The sequence below is a fragment of the Halpernia frigidisoli genome, from assembly GCF_900113805.1.
Lineage (GTDB): Bacteria > Bacteroidota > Bacteroidia > Flavobacteriales > Weeksellaceae > Halpernia > Halpernia frigidisoli.
This window is the reverse complement of record NZ_FOQT01000002.1, coordinates 1-25,695: the sequence shown is the minus strand read 5'-3', so window position 1 is coordinate 25,695 and position 25,695 is coordinate 1. Positions and strand designations below refer to the sequence as shown.

Genomic DNA, 25,695 nt, shown 5'->3' with positions numbered 1-25,695 from the left:
TTTTTCAATGCTTTTTTTCATCTTACTATTGATGATTTTTACAAATTATTTAACTGCCAACAAATCTACCATTTCAATAATCGGATCACTTGATAGTAGTTCCGATGCGTTTGCCATTAAAGCAGCTGCAATTGGTCCATTGAGATGTGCGGTACGTCCTTCTTCCGTTGGGAACGTGTCGAATATTCCGAAAGTTGACGGACCTAATTGTAAAGCATACCAACGAACTGTATCTGGCTCGTTTTCCGCTAGAGGCAATGCCGATTTTAAAAAATCAAGCACTTCTGCTTCTTTTCCGGTTTTAGCCTCGACTCTTACTAAAATTGCAAATTTTTCCATAATTAATTGATTGATTTAAAATTATTTTTTACGATGATCGTTTTGTAAAGTTAGTTATTTCCGAAAGCAATAATTTTTTTTAATATAGAAAAAATCAATTCATCATGTTGAGCTTTTCTGCTACCGGATTTTAAAACATTTAAATTAATTTCTTCAAAGAAATTTTATTAGTAATAAATTTTTGAACCCTAATTTTGACATTTTTTCTGTTTTAATTTCTTAAAGGTAATTTTTGCATTTTAGATTTTATATTAATTTTTTTTAAATTATATTTGAAAAATATACAGCAATTTTATGGCTTCAGGTTTTTTCGCAGTTTTAGATGATATAGCAGTTTTACTGGATGATGTTGCAGCGATGAGCAAAATCGCGGCAAAAAAAACGGCCGGTATTTTGGGCGATGATCTCGCTGTAAATGCCGAAAAAGCTTCGGGTTTTGCTTCTACGAGAGAATTACCTGTTTTGTGGGCAATCACAAAAGGGTCGCTTCTCAATAAATTGATAATTTTCCCTGTTGCATTTTTGTTGAGTGCGTTTTTTCCTGTTGCAATTAATATTATTTTAATTCTTGGCGGAGTTTATCTTGCTTTTGAAGGCGCTGAAAAAATTTACGAAACGCTTTTTCCGCATGCACATCCAAAAAAAGATATTATAAATCAGGTAGAATCGGAAGAAGATATTTTAAATCTTGAAAAATCTCGTGTTAAATCTGCAATCCTAACAGACTTTATTCTCTCCGTAGAAATTGTAATTATTGCGATGAGCACCGTCGTTGACAGGCCTTTACAAACTCAAATATTGGTTGTTTCTGCTATCGCACTTCTAGCAACAGTCGGCGTTTATGGAATTGTTGCTTTGATAGTAAGGATGGATGAAGCTGGTTTTTATCTTATTAAAAAAAGCAAAAAGGAAAATAGTTTTCAAAGTAAATTTGGTAAAATCCTGGTTCAGGCCTTGCCTTTAGTTATTAAAGGTTTGGCGATAGTTGGTACAATCGCGTTGCTATTAGTTGCGGGCGGTATTTTTTCACATAATATTGAGATCTTTCATCACTTTTTAGAAAGTGTTCCGGCGACTATCAAAGATCTTATTTTAGGTCTTGCTGTTGGTGGTCTTGCTGTTTTAGTAGTAGAATTAGGAAAGAAAATTTTTAAAAAATAAATGTAGAGAATTAGCTTAAATCAATTTCGATTTCAGTTTTTGAAATCTAATTTTTTCTATGATAATTTTTATTTTTGTTGAGAAAAATCTTCTGGTAAATTTTTGTAATAATTGTCTTGTAATAAATTAGATTTTTAGCAAGATTATGTTAGCAAAAAAACCTCCTTTTTATATCCATCTTACATCTTATTTTACGCACAGTTTGTATATCATTGAATTCCGATCGGGGAAAACATAATCCATTGGTAAATTTTCATTAAAAGATTGTTCAAATCCATTTCGTATGTAAAATTTGTGAGATGCAGTTGCAATTTTTGGTGTATCAAGCCATAAGGTATTAATTTCTTTGTTTTTTGCAAATTTAATTAAGGTATTAAATAATTTTTGCGCTAAATGAAATTCTTTTCCTCTAAGTTCATTTTGAACAAACATTTTTCTTAATATTCCATTTTTCTCGTTAGTAATTTGAAGACCTATCGTTCCGACGATGGTATTATTTATTTTTGCAGTCCAAAAACCTCCACTTTTGTAAAACTTTTCTATATCAATTAAGTCAGGTTGTTCTGCTGCTTCAAAACCCAGATTGAATTCATTGTTTTGTATGTTTAAAACAAATTCCCGTACTTGATTTTGATCTTTGACTTCAAATTTTTTGATTTCAAACATTTTAAAATAATTATTTTATTCACTTAAATAATTCAAATTTTGAATTATATTTTACTCGATAAATACGGATATCTTATCAACTAATCCATTTTTTAGATATAGAATATCTGAACCCATTATTTTTGAATTATCTTTTTCCGACTTGAATTCCCAGTTAAATTTTATAGTATGATGATGATTTAAAACTTCACCAACCAAACTAAAAGCATGATCTGGATGTTTTGATTGAAGATCTGTAATAAAATCATTTAATTTTTCTTTTCCCTCAAAGTTGATCTGAGGATCTAAAAATTTGATATAATCTGAATATATTAAATCGATAGCATTTCTTCGAAGTTCCATATTTTTTTCGTTCCATAATTGTAAATGTTTTTTGGCCATATTTTCTGCACTTAAATTATTTTCGATTTTTTCATCTTCAAAAATAGTATTCGTTTGAAATATGTTAATTTTATTGCCATCAATGTCTTCAATCATGGTACACAGCATTTTGTCACCTGCTATATATTGCTCCTTCCACACAAATTTCACCTCTTTTTCTTCCAATTGCTGGGTTGTTAAATTGAGATCAGTTACCTGAAATACAATTACTTTATTTCCTATCGGAATTAGGTGCATTGGCACATCAGCAAACATTTCCGGAATTTTTTTGCTATTTGGAACTTGAAGTAACTCTAGATTTAAATCTCCCAATTTAAGAATAGCGATATCCGCCGAGCCTGAAGGTAAGCTGAATTTAGATTTATTTTTAAGTTCGAAACCCAATACATCCTTGTACCATTTAATTGACGCATCTATATTTTCTACTGTAAAAGCAATGTTGTAGAGGGAAATTGATTTTAAACCGTCCTCTGTATATGTTTTTGAATTCATGATTTTTATTTTTTATTGTTTGTATTTTAATTTAAATATTTCATAATTAAATTGCGTTTTCTTTTGCAACGCATAGATTGTAAGGTATTCAGAGTTAGTTATTTTCATTTAATTTCAATTTTCCGGGCTGAATCGGATGCAATTACTAATCCAGCAGTCATCATGATAATATCTTTTATAACCAATCTACCCGCGCCTGATAGAAAGGGAAAACCGTAATCTGCACCGCCCAAATTGGGAACATAAGCTTCCGGGGTGGTAATTAAAAAAGAAAGTGTAACCAGCGACATTCCAAAAGTGAGCAAAGCACCAAATAGACCTATTTTTGCAAACCAAATTCCTAAAAACGTTAGGAATCCAATCAAAATAATAGAAAATCCAAGAACCAAAGCGAAAGTGTAAGTCCCGTTATCTTTATTCCATTGAATATTTGTGAGATTTACTTCACCTTCTTTGTTTTTATGGGTTTTATATTCTACCGGATGGTTATAAAAAAAACTCATAACCGGACTGTTCGCGACAAAGGGAACAATGCCTTCTGCTTCGTATTGAAAGGCTTTTAACCTACCAATCCATGTCATAACAATGAAAATGGATATTCTAAGTAAGTTGATAAATTGTTTTTGAGAATTTGCTAAAAAATATAAGGTGCTTTTCATAATAGTTTATTTTAATTATTATGAAGCAAAATTAGGCTGAATATGACGTTGAAAAAATGGACGAAAACGACTATTCCTTGGACAAATATGCTATTTCAGAAATACCGCCTTTTTTTCTAAAAGTTTGTGGTGATAATTTGGTACATTTCTTAAAAAACCGACTAAAATAATATTCGTCATTAAATTGCAGGCGAAAAGCAATTTCCTTGATACTGAAAGTGGTAAGGTGCAATAATTTTTTAGCCTCTAAAACCAATCGATCCTGAATTAACTGAGAAGGTGTTTTACCGAAGTATTTTATTGATTTTTTGCTGAGTGTATTTGAGGTAATTAATAAAAGTTCAGCGTAATCATTGGGTTTGTGCAGCGTTAAGAAATTTTTATCTAACAGCAACCTGAACTGTTCCATTTTATCATCTTTCAAAGTATTGACATTCAAAATTTCTAAAGTTTTTAACTTGATACTGCTGCATTTCGCTAAAAATACCTGCAGGTAAGCTTTTAAAACAATCTCTGAAGAAGCAACATCTTTAAACTCAAACTTAATTTGGTTGATCAGTTGTGAAAATTCTTGTAATTGCTTTTTCGAAAGGTCAACTGAAGGCTCAGCATAAATATTATTAAATAAAAGTCCGTTGCAAGCCACCTCATCCCGATGCGCTTCAATACAATAAAAGTCTGAATGGAAGCGTAACAGAGTATATTTTATTTCTTTCTCAGAAGTAAAAAAAATAGTTTGCATAGGCGTTGCAAACAATAATTTTGGTCCCGTAAAAAGAAATGAGGAAAAATCTGCGTGGTAAATTCCTTCACCATTATGGATAAGAATAAATGCATACTCATAAAACTGAACGCGAATCGTCAAATTAAGATCAACATTTTCTTCTATTCCAATTAAATACTCACCAGATTTTGAGATCATATTTTTCATATAGAGGTACTTTGTTGATTTTTAAAAGTAATTAAAAGTTCAGTTAAATTGCTTACTAAATTTTCTATTGGTAAATAAATTTAAATAAAACTAATCTTTGTTTATTTTTGATCTTTCAATTTTTCTTCCAACATCTTCACCTTATTTTCGAGAGTTAGGATATATTCTTTCTGTGGTTTCAAGATTTCCTCAATCTCTTCGCTGGTAAAACGTAGTGTAATATATTGCGGACAATTCCAGTCGTAGGCCTGAATTTCGAATACCATCATTCTTTCAGGACGAAATTGATAGTCTTCAGGTTTTAGAAGTTCATATAATTTTTGATCATTTTCAAGATCTACAATTTTTGCTTTGGCGTAAAGTTTTAATCTTGCACGATGCGGATAGGACACCATAATAATCGCCACATTATTATTTGTGACTATATTTCCTGCAGATATATATTGCTTATTTCCCGCAAAATCTACGAAGCCAATAGTTTTATCATCAATCACCTTTACAAAACCTTTCGGTCCGCCGCGATGTTGAATGTATGGAAATTCATTTTCGCCGAAACTTGCCATATAAAAACTGTCACGGTCTTGAATAAAACTAATTTCATTATCTGTAAGTCCGTCAACAACCGACATTTTTTCCATCCTGTCATAACCATTTCTGCTTCCCTGCTTTTCCTGCAAGTTTTTAACAGCATCTGTAAAAGCTAATTGTGCATAATTCATATTTAGAGATTTAAGTCGTTAAAGATTTATTTTTAAATCAAATTTTCCAGCTATAAAAACCTCGTTCAAATTTAAGAAAAAGCAACAATTACGAAAACCGCGGTTACCTGTTGCCCAAATTATTAGCAGCTAATTGTGTTGGTGCTAAACCAAATTCTTTTTTAAAAGCGAATGAAAAATGGGAAAAATCTTCAAAGCCTACTTCAAGATAAATATTGCCTGGTTTTTCGTGTTGGTTGCTGATTTGAAAATAGGCTTCATCAAGACGTTTCTTTTTGAGCCAAATTCCCGGGTTTGTTCCAAATATTTTCTGAAAATCTCTTTTAAATGAAGATAAACTTCTACCCGTAAGAAATACAAAACGTTCCAAACTAATATTAAACCTGAAATTAAGATTCATAAATTCTTCTAAATTTATTTTTTCAGGTATTCCAAAATTGAAAAATGCATCTGCAAGTATAGGATTGTTTTTTAGTAAAATCAGCAATAATTCTTCCCGCTTTACATCTGCAAAAGTTTGGTCAATTTGCTCATTTCCGCTGTAGTAAGGTTTTAATGATTGTATAAAACTTTTTATCAATACATTTTCCTCTACAAATAAAAATGAATTTTCATTATCAAAAACGCCAACCGATATTGGATGTTTTTCCAGATAGTTTTTTAAAAAAATTTCGTCTAAAGTGATGACTATTTTTTGAAAGGAATTATTTTCATCTTTAAGTTTTGTGTAGCGCATTAAATGATTTTTCCGGGCAATACAATAATCGCCCGGCTTCATCGAATAATTATTTTTCCCATCAAAAGCCTTCATCGAACCTTGCAAAATATATAGGAAAAAATGCTCAGGTATAAACTGTTCGGGCGAAATTTCCGGACCTAAATGGCAAGATTGGATAGCGGTGGTTTGCATTTTTTTTGGAAGATTATTTACAAATCAAATTTAGTTAATTATACTATCAATACTTGCTAAAAGTGTTTCTTCTTTACTTCGAGGATGCCAATCTAGTATTTCTTCTGCTTTTTTATATGAAATAGCTACATAAAATTCTTCTGAAACGGGTTTTAAATCTGCGATTTTACTGCTTATTTCAGGACGTTCTTTTTTGATGAGTTCTGCAATATCATTAAAGGCAACTGAACCAGCTGTCGTAGCCAAAAAACGTTGTCCGTCTGCATCAGGATCCAACATTGCCTTAATATGAATATCTGCGACATCTCTAACATCAACGGTCGCAAAAGTAAACAAAGGTGTTTCTGTAACGACACCATCGATAATAGACTTAAGAAGATCTTGCACAACAGGATAAATACCGCCGATAACAGGACCGGTAATTCCGACTGGATTAATCACAGTAAATTCTAGATCGCCGCCTTCATTTTTTATAAAATCCCAAGCTGCTTTTTCAGCAACCACTTTTGATTTGATATAAGGTTCAATAGGCGCATTTTCATCGGTCCAATCTTCTTCGGTAAAAACATGATTTTTTGAGTTTCTACTATATCCAATTGCCGCAAATGACGAAGTGAGCACTACACGTTTTACGCCTGCTCTTTTTGCCGCTCTCAATACTCTCAAAGCACCATCACGAGCAGGAATAATTACTTCATTCTCGTCCTTTGGCTGTTTTGCAGGAACGGGGGAAGCAATATGCAAAACATAATCACAATCTTTCACCGCTTCGTCCCATCCTTTATCATCCGTTAGTTCCGCTTCGTAAAATGACAGGTTATCGAAACTGGTAATTCCTGCTTCTTTCAACGCATTAATAATGAGGTCTTTTTTTGCTAAAGAACGTAGCGTTGTTTTTACTTTATAACCTCGTTGCAGTAATTGCAAAATAGTATGAATTCCAACAAACCCTGTTCCTCCGGTTACTAATACTGTTCTGGTCATTTTCATTTTTTATAAATTTTATAATGCAAAATTAATAATGATGGAATTGATTGGCTTTGTTGTAAAGTTCTTTTTTTATGTGTTGTGCAGTTCTTTTTTCGTATTAAACAATCTGTATTGTTGAAAATTTAAGAAGATGTTTGAATTTATTATCGGCAATATAAATAACTTCAAATCATTTTTTGTCCTAAAAATTATTTTAAATTTCTGTGTATAAAATGGCTTCTAATTAGCGTTTCCAAACATTTTCTTTTTAAGAAAAATTTTTACAACAAGTCTTGGTAAATAAAAAATTGAACAGTTAGCGAAAATCTTGATGATAGGAACTTCCGACCCGCTAATAGAAATACTCTGTTAGGCGAAGTTCTTTCATTCATAATACCAATTTGAAAAAATTTCTTCATTATTTTTGCAAATTTCTTCAATTGAATTTTTTTCTACGAATTCATTGAGTTCGAACTCATTGATGATTTTATAAATTTCATCATCATATTTTTTGTTTTTGGTTTGGATATATTTTTTACATAAGCATTTCGCAACTTCCATTTTTGCGTTATGATATCTGTACCCTTCATATTCACGTCCAAACACAGACATTTTATATTCACTTTTACAATCTTGTATAGTAATTGATTTTGTTATGTCCGGATTTATCAATCTAAAAATTGCAAATAGCACTAAAATAATTCCCGAAATTTTCAAAATCTTTTTTGGTGTCATATGTTGTTTTTAGAATTTCGTCTAAGGTTTTGCCAAACTGCTGTTGTGCGATCTGCTTTACATTCTTTTGAATTTTCAGTAACCATCTTTTTTAATTTATTGCATTAGTTTTTTTCCAAAATTTTGAAACGATTGCAATGCACCTCCAAATAACATTTCTTTGATATTTTCATTTTTACCATTATCAGTTACCATTTCTATTGTATTATTTTGGTCATTTCTAAAAATATAAGTCTCATCGTAAGTTTCAGTCAATTCTTCATCTATATATTGTTCTATTTGAAAAACAACTTTAACGGTGTTAGAATTTATTTGTGTTATTTTTTTTACATTGTATGTCATTGCACAGCCAGTACCACAACTTATAACGAATGATTCGTTTTCAATATTGTTGAAATTTCTACCCGCAACATTACTTTTAGTTTTTTGTATTTTAATTATAAATTCTTTATAGTCAAGAAAATCAGAATCGCCTGCATTTCTAATACTATCCATCTTCCATTCGATTTTTATTTCATCTCCACTTTTAAAATAAGTTTGTTCTTTATTATATACTAAACCAATTGTGTCATTGTTTTTCTTGACAAAAACTAACCAATTATCTCCATTGTCATCAAAAGTGACATACTTTAAAGTGTCTGTATAAATTTTTCCAAGTTTCAATTTTTCATCTGGTCTTAGCAGACTTTGAAAATCAGTTGGTATGGAATTTATCTCTGTTGAGTTTTTTAACTTTGAGTTAAATTCTGTTGATTTTTTCGTTTTATTTTCACAAGATTGTAATGCGAAAACCAAAATTAAATAAAAGATTAAATTTTTCATTTGTTTTCTGTTTTTCTTTTTTGTACGGCTGTTGGTTAGCAGATTTATAACGTTCCGCGGTTTTCCGATGGTGCGGCTAAAAATACAGATTTTTTGTATTGTAAATTAATCTTCGGAATATATAAGATAGTTAAACGTGCGATTGTTCCGCACTATTGCCAATATGTTATCTGCAGTGCTATTTCTTCCTTCCTCCGAATTTTTCATGGAATATTGTTTTTCTATTTTTTACCGTATAAAAAAATGTTATCAATTATTTTAATCATAGCTTACTTATATAATTTTAAATCCAGAAAATTATTATTATTTTTTATCCATTTTTCCGTATACTTTTTCTCTTCCCTTAAACCTTGTCTGAAATCAAGTTTATTTCCATTTTCATCAAATCTTTCTCCGCTTAAAAGGCCTGGGTTCAGAATCATAAATTGTTCAGTTCCTCCAATCGGATTTTTTCTAAATTCATTCCATTTTTTATTAAAAAGAATCTCGCTGATTTGAGTAGGCACTAAATAAGGTTTATTAATAATATTTGTTTTAGTACTTGTTGTTTTATAGTTTGCAACTAACAAAAAAGAATGTTGATTTGTAGTATCATAAATTTTTACTATTAATCCCGGGAGCCCACTAAAAAGATAGGGGCCTTCCTGAATGGGTATGTCTTCAGTAAACCATGCTTCCCATTGACGGTTTCCAAAATTTATGGTTGCTTTCTGACATTTATAACCTTCAATTATTCTTTTTTCGTTTGATAATGACCATTTTAATTTTGCATTTCTTACCACCTTAAAAGGTTGAATTCCAATGTAATCAATTGTATAAACCAGATTTTTACTTTTATACGTTTTACCTAGGTATTTTCCATCTGCAAACTGAATATTAGCCTCACTTTCTTTTCTTTCCTTTGCAGTCGCTATTGCAGAATCTTTTTTTGTATTTACATCACTCAAAAATTCAGAATGGTCTTTAAATATTTCTAATCTTGTATTTTCAACAATAATACTGTCGCTTTTTGTTGAGTCAGCAACGAATTTATATTCATAAATAAACCTATGAGTTTGAGCAACACATATATTTGAGAGAAATAGGATAAATACTAAAATGTACTTCATCTTTTGTTTTTTAGTTCGGGGTTATATTAGCATTGCAGATAACGTTTTGCGTATTGGCGATGGTGTGGATTAATATGACAAATCTTTCTATTATAAACTAAACTTCGGAAAATCTAAAATAGTTAAACTTGGCGAAAATCCCGCACTATTGCAAAACCGCTGTTGTAGGTAGTGCTTTTTAATAGTCAACAATGATAAAGTCAAAATCGCCCATTAAAAAAAGGAAATTTTCAGTTTCTTTTCTTGCTTTTTTTCCCTTTTGAGGAATGCCGAGTTGTAATATTTTTTTTTGAGATTCGGATGCGTTATTCCAAATATTATCTGGAATAATATCTTCCCTTGAAACTTTCATATTTTCCTCAAATCTTTTTTTATATTCATCTGTTTTACGAAATTTAATAAATTGGTTAATTTTAAAAATTTGATATTCTTTTTTTGATACATCTTTAATTTTTTCAAGTTTGTCGTTGATTACGGTTATCAATTTGTAATTTTCAAAGAGTGAGGAGTATGCAAAATTGTCGGAATCGATAAATTCTCCTGTTGGAAGTTCTAAAATTCCAGTATAATGTAGGTTCATTGAATTTTCGTCTTGAAATAACTTATCAAACACAGAAATTTCTTTTTCAAAATTCGAATTTGGGTCAGGAATAACTAAGTCAATCAAATATAGTTTTGAATTTTTTATTTCATATGTTGCGATATAACCTCTGTAATTCCCTGTTGATATGTTCCTATATCCATCAATTGAAGTCCCCAAATCATAAAGTTTTTCATCAATTATTTTATTTTCACTTAAGTATTTTTCCAAAGGATTATTTAATAATGAATATTCAATCCCCTTAATTTTTATTTTATCAGGTTCTTGTGAAGTTGCAAAAATTTTAAGAAAAAAGAGTGAGATAAATAATATTGTAAATTTCATTTTCATTTTCTATGTATTGTTATTTAGCATTACCTACAACGTTTTGCATCTTTGCGATGGTGCGGCTTAATATGACAAATCTTTCTATTATAAACTAAACTACGGAATATCTAAAATCTTTAAACTCGGGAAAATCCCGCACTATTGCAAAACCGCTGTTAGCTGTAGTTTTTTTTAGTGGATTGACACTGGCTTTGCGCTAATGTTTTCACTTTTAACTTCTATTTGTTTTTTTAGTTTGTATAGCTTAATATTCTTGTGAAAATTATAAATCCAATTTGAAAATTCATTAAGTTCTTTTGGTGCATCATGGCTATGAACTAATATTAACTTTTCGTTTAAATTGGTTTTGAAATAAAATTGGTAGGTTACTCCATCAACAAAATTTTGTTGATAAATGGAATTATACTTTTCTATTTTCAATCCGCTAAGATAATAGTTGAAATCTTTTTTTTGTTTTGAATTTAAAATTGCATAATAATTTTCATTCCATTGGTATGGATTTCTACTTGTGTCTTCAAAATTTTTTCTGAAATAAACTGTATCACCATTTTTATATTTTATTGAAAAGTTAACTTTAAAGGAATCTGATAATGTATAGTCCATTTCCTTTATTTTATTCTGATTACAACTAACGAAAAATAAAAGTGAACATAAAATTACTATTGAAAGTCTCATTTACAAACGGTTTGTATAAAATTACAGCTAACGTCTTGGCGCTTGGCGAGGTTGGGGAGTAAAGATGCGAGATTTTTCCATTAAACACAAATTTTACAAGTACAAAACCATCTTTAAATTAAGCCTAAAACCCCAATCTCGCCAAACGGCTGTTAGCAGATGGCTTTATTTTTTTTCAACGTTATGTCCAATTTCTATGAAAAATTTTCTGAATTCTTCATATGTTTTGGTGTCTGCGTCAACAAATGTTTCATTATCTAATTGCATATATTCACAACTTAAACAAATATTTAAAGACAAAACTATTTTGTCATTATCACCATAAAATACAATTCCATCTCTATATTTTGGTGCGCACATCCAATCCATTTTATTTAGAATTGGATTTTTTAATATGCTGATAATTTGTTTTGTTTCTTTGTCACTATTATCGAAAGTATTCATTTTAACACTCGATGAATGAAAAGCACCATTCTTATCAATTAAATATTGAGTATAATTTACGATCTCTTTTAATTTTAATAATCTTTGTTCACTTTCAGGATTTAAATCATTTTTTTTTGATTTTCTTTTTTCCAAAGTATTTAAATCTTTTTCAGCGATTGTGAATTCAGTATAATATTTTTCTCCTCTTTGCAAAGAATAAGTTTCAACATATTTAAATGTCAAATTCTGTATTAAATCATTGGAATTTATGTATTTGTACGTATTTTTCATTGCTATCTGCTAACGTTCCGGCGCTTCGCGACAGTTGCGAACTTCGGAACCGATTATTTTCTATTAAGGTAATATTTCTTGCGAAACGCAAACGTGAATTTTGAACAAAATTCGCAATTGCGCGAAACGGCTGTTAGGTGAGGTACTTATTCAGATTTCCTATTTTAATTTTATTTTCTTGATACTTGTTATTTCTAATATGCCTTTATTTAATTCTATTAAAATTTTGTCTGCATTTGCTAATTCATTTTTCTCAATATTTGGTAATAGTATTTCTTGAGTTATTCCGTTGCAATTTATTTCTACACTATTTACTCCTTTATTGCTCTGTAAATATTGTTTGGATAATATTGGGAAAATCTCGGTATAGTTTTCTGTCATACTTCCATATTTGTTTGTTAGAAATATTATGGTAAACATTATGTTGCCTAAAAATAAATATTCCCAAGTTTTTGCAAAACTTAAAGTTATTTTTTTGTTCTTAATATAGTCTAAAATTATACCTGCAGAAACGCCAAAGCATACTGTCAATATTGCAAAATACTTAAATTCAAAAATGCTAAAGTTAAATGCTCTTCCAGAGTATACTAAACAAAAAATTCCTAAAACATAAAAAAGACAACCTAATTTGCTAGTCAAATTTTCTTTTTTTAGCCTTTTAATTTTCAATTTATGTTTTTCTAATTTCGTTAAATGTTTCGATTTAGTTTCAATCATTTCTTTTTTAGCATTTTCGAGAGAGTATCTCACCTAACGTTTGGCGGCTTTGCGATGGTGCGGATTAATATGATAAATCTTTCTATTATAAACGAAACTTCAAAATATCTAAAATCTCGAAACTGGCGAAAATCCCGCACTATTGCAAAACCGATGTTAGCAACAGTTTATTTGTATTTTATTAATTCTTTCATTATTTTTTCTAAAGAATTTAAACCGGTAGAAATTTTAGATATTTCCTTCCCTTCAGAATTGACTAATATCAAAGAAGGTAAAGAGTTGGCCTGATATTTATCTCTAAAGTAAACATAGTCTTTGACTAGTTTCGTGTCATAATCCATATGTCTTTTCAGGTTAATTTCAAGAATTATAAGATTAAGGTTTGCATATGAAATAAATTCAGTATTTTCAATAACATTTTTTTCCATTTTCACACAAGGTTTGCACCATTCAGAACCAGTTAAGATAATTAAAATTTTCTTATTTGAAATCTGAGATTCTTTTTTCGCAATTTCCCAATCATCATATTTCTGTTGACTAAAAGAAAAGGTAAAGAACAATAGTAGAATTGAAGTTGTTATTTTGGTTTTCACAGTTTTCGGTTTAAATTGTTGCTAACGTTTCGCGGCTTGCAGAAGTGGCGAACTTCGTAACCGAGATTTTTCGGCTAAGATAAAATTTCTTGCGAAAGATAAACGTGAATTTACCTCATATTTCGCCATTTATGCAAACCGCTGTTAGCACCAGTTGTTCTCTTTTCGACGTAATTACATCATTGTTATAAGGTCAACTGTCCGTTTAATTTTTTCTTGGTGTTTAAAAATATTTGTCAAGTCAATCCGATATTCGTCTTTAAACGCTAAAACTTGTTTGTCTTTTATAAACTCTTTTAGGAACGATTGTCCTTGCTCACTTTTCATAAGGTTTTCAAAAATCTTGTCCATTGTCCAAGATTTTTTGATTTCAAATCCAGCTTTTTCTGCTGTCTCTTTTAGTTCTCCTTTACTCGTAATTTCGGGTATGGCATTTATATCATTTACGGTGTCAAAAATCCCCAATTCTGAAATATTTTTTATGCTGTCTAACTCGTTAATGCCATAACTTCTTGTTTTGTAAGAGCTGTCTCCATTCCAAAATTTCCTGTAAGAGTAAACAGTTGCAAAGTCAAAAAAATGAAGTCTTTCTCCTGTATTAATTTGTTTGAGTTTCTTTTCTAAACCGTTGGCTGTTTCAAGTTTGTATTCGTTTTGTAGTTCTTCTATTTTGTAATTTTTATACTCTTTCCAAAAATCAACGTCTTTTCGCATTTCACGCAAAAACTTATTTGCTTTTTTAATTAGTGGGTCAAATGAGTTTGGAACGATTTCAAAAGAATAAACACTTAAAATTTTGCAAAGCAATTCAGCTTCTTTGTCTTCTGCTATCCAGAATTCTCTATTAAAGTCGTCAATGCCACGTTTGAGAATAAAAAACGCTTGGATTTCAAAAATTGCTTGTTCGTCAATATTGCTGAACAATGCTTTGAAATTTTTGGTCAAAAATTTTTCAAATGTCTTTTTGAGTTCTTGCTCACTGTGTGTGTCTTTGTCTCTGCCTAAATAATACTCTTTTACAAATGCGTAAAGTGAGTTATAGTCTTTCGTTTTAAGTTGCTCAATTACCCAGCCTGAAAAGTCTGTGTAAGGCATTCCAGAAGTTACTGCGTATTCTTTTCTTAAAAGTGGATATTCAGCGTGTCCTTTTGAGCCTAATTCCGATAAAAGTGTTTTTAATTTTGAATTATTGCTTGTTACTGTCGGCTTGGGATTACTTTGAATAGTTGAAGTGGTTTGTGTCTTTTGTCTTTGAGAAGGTGGTAAAAATTGTTGTGGATATTCAAGGCCGTAGTATGCTCTAAATTCGTCATACTCTTTTCTTATAGTTTCTAAATGGTCTTCAAAAGTTCCGTTTTCTGTTATGTTTTGTTGTCTAATACTTTCAATGAGTTTTGCATAAGAGAGATTTGCAAGTTCCAAGTCTTCATTTAAAAGTCCTTTATCAATGGCTTTAATATGCCAAACTATTGCATCAATTCTGTCTGGAAAGGTTATGAAATTTAGTTTTGAAACAAAATTATCTGATTTTTCTCTTGGTTTTTCAAATGAATTATTTATAATTTCTTTAACCTTTAATGTGCTATATTTTTTACTTGAATTTAAACCAAAACCTGCATCAAACTTCGTCATTTTTTTGAAGCATTCTCTGCAAACTTTTTCTCCGTCATTTAGTTTTCCCCCGCCCAAATTTGGCGTAGTCATATATGTTAATTTTGTACTGCAATTTGCACAAAATAAATCTGTCGTTTTATCTATGTGGTTAAATTTGGAATTAAACTTTTCATCACTACTTAAAAAGAAAATTATGGCATCAATAAATGCAATAAAAAAAGGAATTAAAGTCCAAAAGAATAATAAATATAAAATACCTAAACCTTTCTGACCAAGATAAAATCTATGAATTCCAAATCCACCAAAAAACAATGCTAAAATACCTGCTAAAATTCTGTTTTTCATATTTTTAAGTTCTATGGGCTTTACAATTGGTGCTAACGTTTGGGTATTTATGCAGGCGGGATAAAAATACGAAAACTTTCTACTTGCTAAAAACTTACTTAATCGCTAAAATCTTCGATGAAAACTTCAGACCCGCTTGTATAAATACTTTGTTATGCGGCGTTATTTTCTGCTTTTTATTTGCTTCCTTTTCAGTTTCCTATATTTTCTATATTCAGAATAATTTTCGGCAGATAATATTTTCACAGCACTCCAGGAAACACCATCTCTTGTCCAGGTAAAATAGGGAACTTCACTCACAAACTTTTCTTGATTCGTTTTATAATCTATTATTTTATCTATTTCCGTTACAAAAAAATTTATTTTGTCAGATTCCATAAATTTATTTTGCGAAGTTGGTGTCCAATAATGTTTGTAGGAATAATTTATTCCGTTTTTATTTTCCATTTTATAAGTGATTCCATCAAAACCAAAAGTCCATTCTTTGATGCGATTATCACTTGGAATATCGTTTATTTTTAAGGAATCAATTAACTTATTAATTTTATAAACTTGACTGTCATTTAATTTTATCTCCCGAATAAAAACTTCTCCTGTTTTTCTATTATCCCATATTTCATCCGCATAAATTAAATACTTATTTGAAATTTCAGATAATTCTAAATAATATTTGTCCGAACTAAATCTGAAAAAGTTATAATTTCCTTCGGGTTTTAGTAAGTTCAGTTTTTTAACAATTGGTTTTTCATATTTATAATAATGAAGAGTATCACTATCATAAGTCAATTCATAATTAAATGCTTTTTGTCCAAAAACAAAAACTGAAAAAACTGAAAAAAATATCAAAAATGTTGATTTCACGAGGTCTGGATATAATGACGCATAACGGTTGGTAGCTTTGCGTAGTGGCGGATTTTAGCACAAAACCTCAATCGAAGAACTGAACTTGAATCTACCACAAAACTGTCATACGAAGCACTGAACCCGCCATTACGCAAAACCGCTGTTAGCTGTTGTTTTTTTTCGCTTTCAAGTCGTACAAATTTTTAGTAATTGTTGATTTGTCTGCATTTGTCTTTGCCAAAGTTAATGCAATTTCAAAATTTTCAATTGCTTTCATATTGTTAATATCTGTATGCAAATAACCAAGCAAGGAAAAGTAAAAATGATTGTCTGTTAGATTTAATTTTTCTGCCTCTATAATTGCGGTTTGTTTACCCTTTACTTGTGCCAACGCATAAGTTCTGTTTAGTGCTGTTATTGGTGAATATTCAATTAGCAAAAGTTGATTATAGGCTTGTAAAATATTGTCCCACTTTTTTGGATTTTCAATTTTGCTACTATGCCAATAGGCAATGTTTGCCTCTAAATGATATTTGCTTAATTCATTACCTTGGGCACTTTGTATTAAATAAAAATTTCCTTTTGCTATGAGTTCTTCGTTCCATAAATTTTTATCTTGTTGGTCATACAAAATTGGTTCGCCTATTTGATTGGTTCTTGCTTCAAAACGTGAAGAGTGAAAGCACATTAAAGCCATCAAAGCGTTTACGATGGGTTTGTTTGTAGTTTCATTTTCTATCAAAAAATAATTTAAACGCATTGCTTCCAAACACAATTCTTTTCGTAAATGAGTTTTCTGTGTACTTGAATGATAACCTTCATTAAAAAGCAAGTATAATGTAGTCAGTACAGTTTCTAATCTTGAATTAACATCGTTTTCAGTCGGTAATTCAATTTTAATATTTTCTGTTCGTAATTTTTCTTTGGCTCTAAATAATCGTTTATTGATGGTTTCTTTATTGGTCAAAAATGCCTCTGCAATTTCATCAATTCCAAAACCACAAAGAATTCTTAATGCTAAACCAATTTGTGCTTCTGCTGGAATTATTGGATTGCAAATGGTGAAAATCATTTGCAATTGGCTGTCTGTTATATTTTTATGAGATAAATCAACTTCAATTGATTCACTTTGGTTTTGATTCAGTTTAAAATCAACAACTATTTTTTCAGAAAATGTTTTATGTCGTTTAAAGTAGTCTTTGGTTCTGTTTTTAGCAACAGTATAAAGCCAAGCCGTTGGATTTTCGGGAATGCCTTTTAATTCCCAAGTTTCAGAAGCCAATAAAAAAGTATCGTTGGTAATATCTTCTGCAATTTCAATATGAACAATGCCAAACAACTTACAGAGTACAGAAATTATCTTTCTGTACTCTGTCTTAAAAAGTTGTGCAATTAATTCTTTCTCGTTCAAATTAACTATTAACTGGTATAATAGTTCTGACTTCAACATTTCCTCCGTGGCTAAGAATAGGACAACCTTCTGCCAATTTCATCGCTTCGTCAATGTTATTTGCTTTTACAACTATGGTACCTCCAATAATTTCTTTTACTTCTGCATATGGCCCATCGGCAATTACATTATTAGGCTTCAATGTTTTTCCTTCAAAACTCAAACGGCTTCCACCTGCCATTTTTTCTTGTGCAGCAATACCGCCCATCCAATCCATCCAATCTTGCATGTTGCCTTGCGTTTGTTCTGGTGTAGGTCCAAACGATTCGTTGATTTCGCTTCTGAAAATCATTATAAATTCTTTCATTTTTTTACTTTTTTAAATTGTTAAATTAATTGTTTACAAATCTATGACGATTGAGTTTTTCAATATTGGACATAAAGTTGAAAATATTTTTTTTGTCAGTTGAGGTTTGCAGAGTGGTCGGTTAAAATAACAGCTAACGGTTTGGGGCTTTGCGAAGGTGGGGAATTAGAAGCTCAAATGTTCAATTTCGCACAAATATTTATTAGAAGTACAAATGCTCAATTCAGCACTTTTGCCCCACTTTTGCAAAACCCTTGTTAGCGGTTCGTTGTTCTTCTCGCCACTTAATTTTCTTTTCCAAGTTCAATACAATAAGATGTAATTTCTATCATTTGTCCGTTGTCAAACTTGTAAATGTCGCAAGACGCAACTCTTGATTTTTCGTTGTTTTGGTCTATATAGTCTGAAATGCTGTCAACAGTTATATAGTTGTCTGTTTCAAGGACTAAAAATTTACTGAATGTTGTTTCAACTGTTTTAAGATAACTTGCAGACTGTTCGCACGTCTTAATCACAGTTTCTTTTCCAAGCATATGTTCGCCACCAACCATATTCCATTGGATATTGTCTGAAATGAATGGATAAGTTATTTCAAAATTATGATTTGAAAATGCTTCCGCAATTTGTTTGATTGTCAATTCCATTTTTTTTTAGTTTGTAATCATTGCTATTTGTTTCAAATATTTGTCTTCCAAAATTTCAGTCACAATAAATTGGGCAACATCAAGATTGCTAATTTGATAACTTGAATGTGGGCTTGGATTGTTAACTGTAAAATTTGCGGTTTCTATATTCCCTGTAATTTCCGTTGGTCGTACAATTGTCCATTTAAGGTCTGAGTTCTTTACAAATTCTTCTTGTATTCCGTGGTCTTTAAAAGATGCCTTCAAAATGTCGTTTTCTAAAACCATTTCTTTGAATTCGTTTGGCATATATTCCCAACTATCGCCTGCACCTTGTGCACTCAAACAAACAAGTCGAGTTGCTCCATTTTTTTTCATTGCAGAAATGATGTTTGCAGTTCCTTTTGACATTGTGTCCAAACTACTGTTGTTAAATCCTAACGCAACAATAATTTTATCGTCTTTTTGAATTATTTGCTCAAAAGTTTCTAATTCAAGCACATTACCGACTTTGTAGGTCAAGTTGTCTTTGTTCTCTTTTTCTTGTCTTGTCAAAATACAAACATTTTGTTCCTTGTCAAGAAGTTTTCGCACAATGATTTGTCCAACATCTCCTGTTCCGCCAAATACTATTATTTTACTTTTCATATTTTTTATTTTGTTTCCTTGATTTACGGTGTCGTTTTACAATGACCGCTAACGGTTTGCGTATTGGCGATGGTGCGGCTAAAAATACAAACTTTTTCTATTATAAATTAATCTTCAAAATATCTAAAATCTTTAAACTTGCGAAAATCCCGCACTATTGCAAAACCGCTGTTATCTGTAGGCGTTTTTATTCAAACCAATTTTTTCCATTTTCCAAACTTATTAAAAAATCTGTAAATGATTTTCCAATTTCGATAAAATATTCTTCTGACATTCCCATAAATGGGCAAAGAATAATTCTTAATTCATTATTTCTAAAATTTTGAATTCCAATAAATTCGCCACCACCATTTCCGCCAATAGCAATCGTCTTTTTTAAATTTTTAAATATTTCATAATCTTCGTTGGCCTCTAATAATTCAGTTTCACAATCCCAAAGTCGTACATATTCATTTCCAATAGAATTTTCGTTTCCATAAAAATTTTCAGCGTACATTTTGTAGTCAAGCGGAAGTTTAAAACCTGTCATATCTTCAATTTGCTGAAAATTAATATTGATATTTTCTTTTCGTTTTAACCAACCGTATTTACCTAAAATTTTTTCGATATTTTCCATCTTTAATTTTTATAAAACGCTCTATACGCTTACAGATAACGGTTTGGGGCTTTGCGAAGGTGGGGAAATCGAAGCACAAATGTTCATTTCAGCACAAATGTTGATTAGAATTCCAATACTCAAATTTAGTACAAATGCCCCACTTTTGCAAAACCCTTGTTAGCTGCTGCCCTTTCTGTGCTTTACGAATTTAATTCTTCCACATACTTTTGAAACTCATTAAAACTTTCGGGTAATCTTTTCTTGAAACTATTGGCGATTACATTTTTTAAAAGTAGCCCTAAACTTTTAGGTTCAAAAGAAACAGTTTGCGTAATTTCTGTTTGTCCGCCTTTGTCAGTTACTTGATATGTATGATGAAATTCGCCAAGGTTAAAAAAGTTAAACATTTTCATTTTTGAATAGTGTGTAAACTCTTTGTTTGTCTGAACATTTTGAAAAGTAACTTTTGCTTTCCCTGAACCTTTAAAATTCCCTGTCATTACAGAACCGTTTTTTATTTCGCCTTTGGGGAAAATGGTGGCTTCTAAATAAAGTGAATTCCATTGTACTTGTTCGGCTGGTTCTATCAATTTTTGATAGGCATTTTCAACAGTAGTTTTTAAAATTCTGCTATCTGAAAATATTATTGCTTTGCTCATTTGTTTTATTTTATATTGTTATTAAACCAATTAGAAATTTCATTTACCGATTGTCCAATTATTCTCGGGTCGTCATAAAATTGAAAATGTACTGTTTTGTCTATCCAAACAGATTTTTTGTTTGGCGTTGGGATTGCATTAAAAATTTGTTTTGCAAATTCATAACCTCCATCGCTCATTTCTCCGTGAATAAGCAAAGTTGGCTTTTTTATTTTTTTTGCAACGCTCAACGCATCAAAATTCAAAGTTTCCCATTCACTCATTGCCGTTACTTCGTTTTTCCAACCGCCACGATAAGCAAAATATGGTGCTTTCTTTTCCCAAGGATGGTACCATTCGTAAATAGGCAAAGGTGGTAATAACTGGTCTGTTCCTATGCTGTCAATAATTTTTATGTAATCTACTTCACCTGTTTTTTCAAATTTTTCTTTTGCCGTTTTTGCTCTTTGCAAGTGCTTATTCCAAATAGTTTCATCGCCCAAAAGATGCAACATATTTTCTTTGATTAAATAATTTCCCGAAACTAACGCCAATGCTTTTACTCTTTTATCATCAATGCTTACCTGCATCATTTCGTTTGTGCCATTGCAAATTCCCAAAACAAATATATTTTGAGCATCTACATCATTTCTTGAAATCAAATAATCTATGGCAGATTTTACGTCTTGTTCTTTGTTTTTTAAACTTTCAAATTGTCTTGGCATTCCTTCGCTTTCACCATAACTTCTTGCATCAAAACACAAAGCAATAAAGCCATTTTGGGCTAATCTTGTGGCATATTGAATAGGTGATTGTTCTTTTACCGAACATATTGGTCCCAAAATCACAACAGCCGATTTTTTAGTTTTTGTATCGTTTTGACATAAAAGCCCAACAATATTTTGATTTTCGCTTTTAAAATTTACCTTTTGAGTAGTGAAATTTTGTTCCATTTTGATGTTTTTTGAATTACAAGAAACCATCATCGTAGCAAAAGCCACAATGATGGTTGAGATTAAATGCTTCATTTTATTTTTTTGATTTCAAAAATTTAATCACTAATTCGGCTGTCTCTTTTCCACTACTTCCTTGTTGTCCACTAACTAAATTGTCATCAGCAACAGCAAAAGATTTGTATGGGATATCACCTGTTATGTATTTGGTGTGCAATTTTTGGGCCTCATCTTCTATGCGGAAAGGTTGCATTTTTTTACCTGCTCCTTTATCTACTATATCTTCTTCGGCATTGCAAAAGCCTGTCCATTTTTTACCTTCGGATAATAATTTTCCATTGCTTAATTTTGTTTGTAATAAAATAGCCGAACCGTGGCAAATAGTTGCAGATGCTTTGCCTGCTTCATAAAATTGAGCAAATAATTTTTGCAGATTTTCATTGTTGTAAAACGTTTGCATTGGTCCAAGTCCGCCTACTACAAAAATGCCATCAAAATTATCGGCTTTTATTTCGTCTAATTTTACGGTATTTTCCATCAACGCAACCGTTTTAGGGTTGTGTTTAAAACCTGTACTTACTAAATCTAATTCTCTTGCATTCGGACTTTCGGGGTCGCTCCAACCGTCAAAAACAATTTTTCCACCATCGGGTGAAGCGATAGTAATTTCATAGCCTGCTTCGCTAAAAGCATAATAAGGTTGTGCTAATTCGGATAACCAAAAACCGATTGGATAATCTGTTGTTTCGGATTTTACTTGGTTGGAAACTACAAATACGATTTTCATTTTTTTGTTTGTTTTAGTTTGTGATTTTTGTGCAAAACCAATTGTTACCAGTAAGGTTAGTGCAATTGTTGTTAATTTTTTTTTCATTTTTATTTGATTTTAAAGTTTGCTTTTAAATTGTACATTTTGGCATCGGGCAAGGTGAAATTCACAAAAACTTCATTGGTATTCAAGTTAAAAATATCGATAACGTTTGAACCATCTTTTTCTGTCCAAGTGATTTGATAAACGCCTTTTGCTATTTTAGTAATCGTGGCTTTTTCGGTTTCAGTCTTACCGGTTTCATTATTTGGGGAAGAAACGTACAACCATTTTGCTTCGGTGTTTGAGATTATTGTAAGGTTAAGATGCGTTTCCTCGATGGTGTACTCGTAGGTTTTTCCCACAAAATCTAAGCGATTATTTTTATGTTTTTTCTGTGCAAAAGTTATGGTTGCGATGAATATTAATGCAAAAGTGAAGATTGATTTTTTCATTTTTTTTATTTAATTAATTGTTTTATTTGTTTTTTAAATTGATAAAGCATAATGCCGATTAATACGAAATAGGTGCTAATAAAAATCCAAAAAAAATGGAATGATAAAATGTTATTTGTAAAAATCAGTAAGGCTAAACTTAGCATTACGAATACCACCGACAAACTAAAATTTTTGATGGTCAATTTTTTTATGTGACTATATTTCAATTGATTATTTCTAATATTTTGCAAGTCAAATGAAAATTCGTTTAGTTGCAAATGCAAATTATGCTTAGCAATTACGTTTTCCATAATCTGAATTCCTTCCAAATTCCTATCATAAATTTTTTCTAATAGATGATAATCTTCGCCTTTAATATATTCAGTAAGCGTTTTATTATTATCGGGTTTTTTTTCTAAGACGAAGCCTTTTAAAAAACTAATTTCATTGCTAATGTTTTGCAGTTGAAAGGTTGAAAATGCGCCAATTAAACCCGTTAAAGTTGCAACTATTGCAGAGGCAGTTGAAAATAAAAATTCTAAAATGTCCGAATTTGGCATCAACATATATTTACTAATCCAATTCTGGTTTTATTAAACTTGTTTTCTACAATTTCATTTGCGATAAAATGCCCTACATTTCCTGCAAATATTTGCCTGGCTTCACTTTTTGGGAAATAATTTTCTTCAAAAAGATAATTTCCATTTGCATCGCCATCTACCACCATTGTTGGGCAAATAAAAAGGCAATTTATATCCAACGGTGCAATTTGTGTATACGCTTCCCAATGATCGGCACGTTGATTTTTTAAAAATTCAGGTTGTCCTGCCAAATTTCTTCGCAAGGTTTTGGCGTCAAATAAAGTAAGTCCCGAACCTGCGACTAAGATTAATCTTTGGTTTGATGAAATTGCTTCAGCTAATAAAATTCCTAATGATGCTACTATCATCGTTGGGTCTTCATAGTTTCTATTTCCAACCGCAGAAACGATTACATCAAAATTCTTAATTGCAGTTACAATTTTAGCTTCGTCAATTAATTCTCCTGTAATGATTTTTACATTTTCATCTGGAAATTGAGTTTGACGAATGTAAACTGTCACTTCGTTACCTGCTTTCAAGTTTTCTTTTACTATTTGTTTTCCCATTAAGCCTGTTGCCCCGAAAACGATTACTTTTTTGCTCATTTTAATTTATTTTAGTTTTTTACTTACAGAAATTCCGTTGTGAGATGCTCTTATGATAGAGGTTTGATAGTTGCCTAATTTTTCTAAATATTTAAAAAAACGACCATCATCGCCATAACCATCGGTTACGTTGTGCATTGTGTAAAGTCCGCCTATTTTGAGTTTTGGCTCGGTGGCTTTAAAAAAAAGTAAATAACTTTCTTTGGGTTGAACCGTAAGAGTAGCATCAGAAAAAACGAAATCGAAGGTTTCGTTTAACGTAGGAATAATTTGTAAAGCATCCCCTAATTTGGCTTCTATTAAATGTGAAACATCTGCTTCTTTAAAATTTTTGAGAGCTTGTTGGTGGCGGTTTTTATCAATTTCGATGGTAATAATTTTACCGCCCGTTTTTTCAACGGCTTTTGCCAACCAAATTGTGGAATGTCCTGTGGAAGTGCCTATTTCTAAAATAGTTTGGGAATTGTTTTCGAGAACTAAATTTTCTAATGCTTGCCCATCTTCAAAAGGCACATTAAAAAAAGTCCATTTGTTTTTGTGTTGAAGTAAAAATTCTTCAACGGTTTCTTTTTCTGTGATTGTTTCGCTCATCATTTTTAATATAATTTGATGATGCAAAGATGAGACGAAGTCGTACTATTTTGTTAGGACAAATAGTTGCGTTTTCGGTACTTTTAGAAAATGTTTTTTCTAAAATCTAAAGGCGAAGAGGAAGTATGTTTTTTGAAATATCGGGCAAAATAACTACTGTCTTCAAAACCTAATTTGTAGCTAATTTCACTTATGTTATCGTCAGAAAATTGAAGTAATCGTTTGGCTTCTAAAATTGTTCTTTCATTAATAATTTCGCTTGTTGTTTTGTTACAAACTGACTTTACGATGCTATTTAAATTATGAAGTGTAACATTAAGTTGATTTGCATATTCGGTTAAAGCTAAACTTTTAGTAAAATTTTCGTCAACTAAATTTTTAAATTGTTTAAAAATTACAATTTGATGTTTTGAGTTTTGGGAATTTCCTTTTTCTGAAAATAAGGTTTGAATTTGTTTTAAAAACACATATATAAGTGCTTGTATTGTTTCGTGTGCCTTTTCATTTAGTAGCAAATCAACTATTGCTTTTAATTTAGATTTGTCTTGTTGTTTAATTTTTATAAAAGGATTTTCGTACATATTATCCAAGTAAGATAATTCAAAAAGTATATTTTTATTTTGAAAAATATGCAAGAAAAAATCTTCGGTAAAAGCAATGCAATAGCCATTAATGTCTTGCCATTCTTCAAACAAATGTAATTGTCCTGGCGAAATAAAAAATAATGTGTCTGCTTCTATTTCATAGTTTTTGAAATCAATGGTGTGTTTGCTACTTCCGTTTGTAATCCAAAGAATTTCGTAAAAATTATGATTGTGTGGAAACTCAATATTTTCAGGTTCTTCCATTTCTTCAAATCTGTCTACAACAAATTCTACCTTTTCGGTTGGTTTATTTAAAAGGTCAGAAATTGAAATAGTTTTTATCATTTTACAAAGATAGAAATTAATTGATTTTTTTGGGTGGTGGGTGGGCTTTGGATCTTCGTTCTATTGTAGTGCTGAATGTTTGCAAGGTGTCTGTTAGGGTTGCAGCTAACGTTTTGCGTATTGGCGATGGTGCGGCTAAAAATACCGACTTTTGCTATTAAAAATTAATATTCGAAATATCTAAAATGTTTAAACTTGCGAT

Annotated in this window: 32 protein-coding genes; 1 reads left to right on the top strand and 31 read right to left on the bottom strand. The window is 30.8% G+C overall.

Annotation, left to right across the window (positions count from 1 at the left end; all coding sequences use genetic code 11):
- Positions 1 to 45: 45 nt before the first annotated feature.
- Positions 46 to 339, bottom strand: coding sequence for a putative quinol monooxygenase (locus BM238_RS05190; RefSeq protein WP_090079157.1), 294 nt, complete (start codon positions 337 to 339; stop codon positions 46 to 48).
- Positions 340 to 633: 294 nt separating this feature from the next.
- Here BM238_RS05190 and BM238_RS05185 point away from each other — a divergent pair, with 294 nt between their 5' ends.
- A complete protein-coding gene (locus BM238_RS05185; protein ID WP_090079156.1) occupies positions 634 to 1,500 on the top strand; it encodes a DUF808 domain-containing protein in 867 nt (288 codons plus the stop codon).
- A gap of 186 nt (positions 1,501 to 1,686) precedes the next feature.
- On the opposite strand, the gene BM238_RS05180 is transcribed toward BM238_RS05185, so the two are convergent.
- From BM238_RS05180 to BM238_RS05035, 30 genes are all read right to left on the bottom strand, one after another.
- Positions 1,687 to 2,166 carry a GNAT family N-acetyltransferase gene (locus tag BM238_RS05180; protein ID WP_090079155.1) on the bottom strand — a complete coding sequence of 160 codons (480 nt, stop codon included), beginning with the start codon at positions 2,164 to 2,166 and terminating at the stop codon, positions 1,687 to 1,689.
- A gap of 51 nt (positions 2,167 to 2,217) precedes the next feature.
- Positions 2,218 to 3,039 carry a VOC family protein gene (locus BM238_RS05175; protein ID WP_090079154.1) on the bottom strand — a complete coding sequence of 274 codons (822 nt, stop codon included), beginning with the start codon at positions 3,037 to 3,039 and terminating at the stop codon, positions 2,218 to 2,220.
- Positions 3,040 to 3,143: 104 nt separating this feature from the next.
- Complete coding sequence (locus BM238_RS05170) at positions 3,144 to 3,698, bottom strand: DUF417 family protein (RefSeq protein WP_090079153.1); 555 nt, start codon at positions 3,696 to 3,698, stop codon at positions 3,144 to 3,146.
- 70 nt (positions 3,699 to 3,768) lie between these two features.
- The gene (locus BM238_RS05165) at positions 3,769 to 4,620 is read right to left on the bottom strand and encodes a helix-turn-helix domain-containing protein (RefSeq protein ID WP_221404924.1); all 852 of its coding nucleotides are present in this window, start codon (positions 4,618 to 4,620) and stop codon (positions 3,769 to 3,771) included.
- A 110-nt stretch (positions 4,621 to 4,730) separates the two neighbouring features.
- Positions 4,731 to 5,348 carry a pyridoxamine 5'-phosphate oxidase family protein gene (locus tag BM238_RS05160; protein ID WP_090079151.1) on the bottom strand — a complete coding sequence of 206 codons (618 nt, stop codon included), beginning with the start codon at positions 5,346 to 5,348 and terminating at the stop codon, positions 4,731 to 4,733.
- 103 nt (positions 5,349 to 5,451) lie between these two features.
- Positions 5,452 to 6,258: a helix-turn-helix domain-containing protein gene (locus BM238_RS05155; RefSeq protein ID WP_090079150.1), complete on the bottom strand. Its 807-nt coding sequence runs from the start codon at positions 6,256 to 6,258 to the stop codon at positions 5,452 to 5,454.
- 30 nt (positions 6,259 to 6,288) lie between these two features.
- Positions 6,289 to 7,242, bottom strand: a complete 954-nt coding sequence (locus tag BM238_RS05150; protein WP_090079730.1) for an SDR family oxidoreductase — start codon at positions 7,240 to 7,242, stop codon at positions 6,289 to 6,291.
- 369 nt (positions 7,243 to 7,611) lie between these two features.
- Positions 7,612 to 7,962: a hypothetical protein gene (locus BM238_RS14385; RefSeq protein ID WP_090079149.1), complete on the bottom strand. Its 351-nt coding sequence runs from the start codon at positions 7,960 to 7,962 to the stop codon at positions 7,612 to 7,614.
- 96 nt (positions 7,963 to 8,058) lie between these two features.
- Positions 8,059 to 8,784, bottom strand: coding sequence for a hypothetical protein (locus BM238_RS05140; RefSeq protein ID WP_090079148.1), 726 nt, complete (start codon positions 8,782 to 8,784; stop codon positions 8,059 to 8,061).
- A gap of 269 nt (positions 8,785 to 9,053) precedes the next feature.
- Positions 9,054 to 9,893, bottom strand: a complete 840-nt coding sequence (locus tag BM238_RS05135) for a GLPGLI family protein (protein WP_090079147.1) — start codon at positions 9,891 to 9,893, stop codon at positions 9,054 to 9,056.
- A gap of 178 nt (positions 9,894 to 10,071) precedes the next feature.
- Complete coding sequence (locus BM238_RS05130) at positions 10,072 to 10,818, bottom strand: hypothetical protein (RefSeq protein WP_143093356.1); 747 nt, start codon at positions 10,816 to 10,818, stop codon at positions 10,072 to 10,074.
- 174 nt (positions 10,819 to 10,992) lie between these two features.
- Positions 10,993 to 11,424: a hypothetical protein gene (locus BM238_RS05125; protein WP_143093355.1), complete on the bottom strand. Its 432-nt coding sequence runs from the start codon at positions 11,422 to 11,424 to the stop codon at positions 10,993 to 10,995.
- 237 nt (positions 11,425 to 11,661) lie between these two features.
- Positions 11,662 to 12,213, bottom strand: a complete 552-nt coding sequence (locus BM238_RS05120) for a hypothetical protein (RefSeq protein WP_090079144.1) — start codon at positions 12,211 to 12,213, stop codon at positions 11,662 to 11,664.
- Positions 12,214 to 12,372: 159 nt separating this feature from the next.
- Positions 12,373 to 12,930: a hypothetical protein gene (locus BM238_RS05115; RefSeq protein ID WP_177205429.1), complete on the bottom strand. Its 558-nt coding sequence runs from the start codon at positions 12,928 to 12,930 to the stop codon at positions 12,373 to 12,375.
- Positions 12,931 to 13,097: 167 nt separating this feature from the next.
- Complete coding sequence (locus BM238_RS05110; RefSeq protein ID WP_090079142.1) at positions 13,098 to 13,523, bottom strand: thioredoxin family protein; 426 nt, start codon at positions 13,521 to 13,523, stop codon at positions 13,098 to 13,100.
- 174 nt (positions 13,524 to 13,697) lie between these two features.
- Positions 13,698 to 15,482, bottom strand: coding sequence for an NINE protein (locus BM238_RS14585; protein ID WP_090079141.1), 1,785 nt, complete (start codon positions 15,480 to 15,482; stop codon positions 13,698 to 13,700).
- A 162-nt stretch (positions 15,483 to 15,644) separates the two neighbouring features.
- A complete protein-coding gene (locus tag BM238_RS05100) occupies positions 15,645 to 16,328 on the bottom strand; it encodes a hypothetical protein (RefSeq protein WP_090079140.1) in 684 nt (227 codons plus the stop codon).
- A 160-nt stretch (positions 16,329 to 16,488) separates the two neighbouring features.
- Entirely contained in the window at positions 16,489 to 17,736 is a 1,248-nt protein-coding gene (locus BM238_RS05095) for an RNA polymerase sigma factor (protein ID WP_090079139.1), read from the bottom strand.
- Position 17,737: 1 nt separating this feature from the next.
- Positions 17,738 to 18,082 (bottom strand): YciI family protein, encoded by a 345-nt coding sequence (locus BM238_RS05090; protein ID WP_090079138.1) that lies wholly within the window; start codon positions 18,080 to 18,082, stop codon positions 17,738 to 17,740.
- Between the two features lie 284 nt (positions 18,083 to 18,366).
- On the bottom strand, positions 18,367 to 18,726 hold the full coding sequence (locus BM238_RS05085) for a nuclear transport factor 2-like protein (RefSeq protein WP_090079137.1): 360 nt from the start codon (positions 18,724 to 18,726) through the stop codon (positions 18,367 to 18,369).
- A gap of 6 nt (positions 18,727 to 18,732) precedes the next feature.
- Positions 18,733 to 19,353, bottom strand: coding sequence for an NAD(P)-dependent oxidoreductase (locus BM238_RS05080; protein WP_090079136.1), 621 nt, complete (start codon positions 19,351 to 19,353; stop codon positions 18,733 to 18,735).
- Positions 19,354 to 19,540: 187 nt separating this feature from the next.
- The gene (locus BM238_RS05075; protein WP_090079135.1) at positions 19,541 to 19,969 is read right to left on the bottom strand and encodes an SMI1/KNR4 family protein; all 429 of its coding nucleotides are present in this window, start codon (positions 19,967 to 19,969) and stop codon (positions 19,541 to 19,543) included.
- Positions 19,970 to 20,151: 182 nt separating this feature from the next.
- Complete coding sequence (locus BM238_RS05070; RefSeq protein ID WP_090079134.1) at positions 20,152 to 20,610, bottom strand: hypothetical protein; 459 nt, start codon at positions 20,608 to 20,610, stop codon at positions 20,152 to 20,154.
- A gap of 5 nt (positions 20,611 to 20,615) precedes the next feature.
- Positions 20,616 to 21,617: an alpha/beta hydrolase gene (locus BM238_RS05065; protein WP_090079133.1), complete on the bottom strand. Its 1,002-nt coding sequence runs from the start codon at positions 21,615 to 21,617 to the stop codon at positions 20,616 to 20,618.
- A 1-nt stretch (position 21,618) separates the two neighbouring features.
- Positions 21,619 to 22,416 (bottom strand): type 1 glutamine amidotransferase domain-containing protein, encoded by a 798-nt coding sequence (locus BM238_RS05060; protein WP_090079132.1) that lies wholly within the window; start codon positions 22,414 to 22,416, stop codon positions 21,619 to 21,621.
- Positions 22,417 to 22,418: 2 nt separating this feature from the next.
- Entirely contained in the window at positions 22,419 to 22,805 is a 387-nt protein-coding gene (locus tag BM238_RS05055; protein WP_090079131.1) for a MoaF-related domain-containing protein, read from the bottom strand.
- 5 nt (positions 22,806 to 22,810) lie between these two features.
- Positions 22,811 to 23,347, bottom strand: coding sequence for a hypothetical protein (locus tag BM238_RS05050; RefSeq protein ID WP_143093354.1), 537 nt, complete (start codon positions 23,345 to 23,347; stop codon positions 22,811 to 22,813).
- On the bottom strand, positions 23,347 to 23,973 hold the full coding sequence (locus BM238_RS05045; protein WP_090079129.1) for an NAD(P)-dependent oxidoreductase: 627 nt from the start codon (positions 23,971 to 23,973) through the stop codon (positions 23,347 to 23,349). Before BM238_RS05045 ends, BM238_RS05050 begins: the two co-directional genes overlap by 1 nt.
- 6 nt (positions 23,974 to 23,979) lie before the next feature.
- Positions 23,980 to 24,567 (bottom strand): O-methyltransferase, encoded by a 588-nt coding sequence (locus BM238_RS05040; RefSeq protein WP_090079128.1) that lies wholly within the window; start codon positions 24,565 to 24,567, stop codon positions 23,980 to 23,982.
- Between the two features lie 80 nt (positions 24,568 to 24,647).
- Positions 24,648 to 25,493, bottom strand: coding sequence for an AraC family transcriptional regulator (locus BM238_RS05035; protein WP_090079127.1), 846 nt, complete (start codon positions 25,491 to 25,493; stop codon positions 24,648 to 24,650).
- Positions 25,494 to 25,695: the final 202 nt, after the last annotated feature.

Bases quoted from the DNA above. Each gene is read 5' to 3' on its own strand.
- BM238_RS05190 (WP_090079157.1), bottom strand. From the start codon at position 339: ATGGAAAAATTTGCAATTTTAGTAAGAGTCGAGGCTAAAACCGGAAAA.
- BM238_RS05185 (WP_090079156.1), top strand. From the start codon at position 634: ATGGCTTCAGGTTTTTTCGCAGTTTTAGATGATATAGCAGTTTTACTG.
- BM238_RS05180 (WP_090079155.1), bottom strand. From the start codon at position 2,166: ATGTTTGAAATCAAAAAATTTGAAGTCAAAGATCAAAATCAAGTACGG.
- BM238_RS05175 (WP_090079154.1), bottom strand. From the start codon at position 3,039: ATGAATTCAAAAACATATACAGAGGACGGTTTAAAATCAATTTCCCTC.
- BM238_RS05170 (WP_090079153.1), bottom strand. From the start codon at position 3,698: ATGAAAAGCACCTTATATTTTTTAGCAAATTCTCAAAAACAATTTATC.
- BM238_RS05165 (WP_221404924.1), bottom strand. From the start codon at position 4,620: ATGATCTCAAAATCTGGTGAGTATTTAATTGGAATAGAAGAAAATGTT.
- BM238_RS05160 (WP_090079151.1), bottom strand. From the start codon at position 5,348: ATGAATTATGCACAATTAGCTTTTACAGATGCTGTTAAAAACTTGCAG.
- BM238_RS05155 (WP_090079150.1), bottom strand. From the start codon at position 6,258: ATGCAAACCACCGCTATCCAATCTTGCCATTTAGGTCCGGAAATTTCG.
- BM238_RS05150 (WP_090079730.1), bottom strand. From the start codon at position 7,242: ATGACCAGAACAGTATTAGTAACCGGAGGAACAGGGTTTGTTGGAATT.
- BM238_RS14385 (WP_090079149.1), bottom strand. From the start codon at position 7,962: ATGACACCAAAAAAGATTTTGAAAATTTCGGGAATTATTTTAGTGCTA.
- BM238_RS05140 (WP_090079148.1), bottom strand. From the start codon at position 8,784: ATGAAAAATTTAATCTTTTATTTAATTTTGGTTTTCGCATTACAATCT.
- BM238_RS05135 (WP_090079147.1), bottom strand. From the start codon at position 9,893: ATGAAGTACATTTTAGTATTTATCCTATTTCTCTCAAATATATGTGTT.
- BM238_RS05130 (WP_143093356.1), bottom strand. From the start codon at position 10,818: ATGAAATTTACAATATTATTTATCTCACTCTTTTTTCTTAAAATTTTT.
- BM238_RS05125 (WP_143093355.1), bottom strand. From the start codon at position 11,424: ATGGACTATACATTATCAGATTCCTTTAAAGTTAACTTTTCAATAAAA.
- BM238_RS05120 (WP_090079144.1), bottom strand. From the start codon at position 12,213: ATGAAAAATACGTACAAATACATAAATTCCAATGATTTAATACAGAAT.
- BM238_RS05115 (WP_177205429.1), bottom strand. From the start codon at position 12,930: ATGATTGAAACTAAATCGAAACATTTAACGAAATTAGAAAAACATAAA.
- BM238_RS14585 (WP_090079141.1), bottom strand. From the start codon at position 15,482: ATGAAAAACAGAATTTTAGCAGGTATTTTAGCATTGTTTTTTGGTGGA.
- BM238_RS05090 (WP_090079138.1), bottom strand. From the start codon at position 18,082: ATGAAAGAATTTATAATGATTTTCAGAAGCGAAATCAACGAATCGTTT.
- BM238_RS05085 (WP_090079137.1), bottom strand. From the start codon at position 18,726: ATGGAATTGACAATCAAACAAATTGCGGAAGCATTTTCAAATCATAAT.
- BM238_RS05080 (WP_090079136.1), bottom strand. From the start codon at position 19,353: ATGAAAAGTAAAATAATAGTATTTGGCGGAACAGGAGATGTTGGACAA.
- BM238_RS05075 (WP_090079135.1), bottom strand. From the start codon at position 19,969: ATGGAAAATATCGAAAAAATTTTAGGTAAATACGGTTGGTTAAAACGA.
- BM238_RS05070 (WP_090079134.1), bottom strand. From the start codon at position 20,610: ATGAGCAAAGCAATAATATTTTCAGATAGCAGAATTTTAAAAACTACT.
- BM238_RS05065 (WP_090079133.1), bottom strand. From the start codon at position 21,617: ATGAAGCATTTAATCTCAACCATCATTGTGGCTTTTGCTACGATGATG.
- BM238_RS05060 (WP_090079132.1), bottom strand. From the start codon at position 22,416: ATGAAAAAAAAATTAACAACAATTGCACTAACCTTACTGGTAACAATT.
- BM238_RS05055 (WP_090079131.1), bottom strand. From the start codon at position 22,805: ATGAAAAAATCAATCTTCACTTTTGCATTAATATTCATCGCAACCATA.
- BM238_RS05050 (WP_143093354.1), bottom strand. From the start codon at position 23,347: ATGCCAAATTCGGACATTTTAGAATTTTTATTTTCAACTGCCTCTGCA.
- BM238_RS05045 (WP_090079129.1), bottom strand. From the start codon at position 23,973: ATGAGCAAAAAAGTAATCGTTTTCGGGGCAACAGGCTTAATGGGAAAA.
- BM238_RS05040 (WP_090079128.1), bottom strand. From the start codon at position 24,567: ATGATGAGCGAAACAATCACAGAAAAAGAAACCGTTGAAGAATTTTTA.
- BM238_RS05035 (WP_090079127.1), bottom strand. From the start codon at position 25,493: ATGATAAAAACTATTTCAATTTCTGACCTTTTAAATAAACCAACCGAA.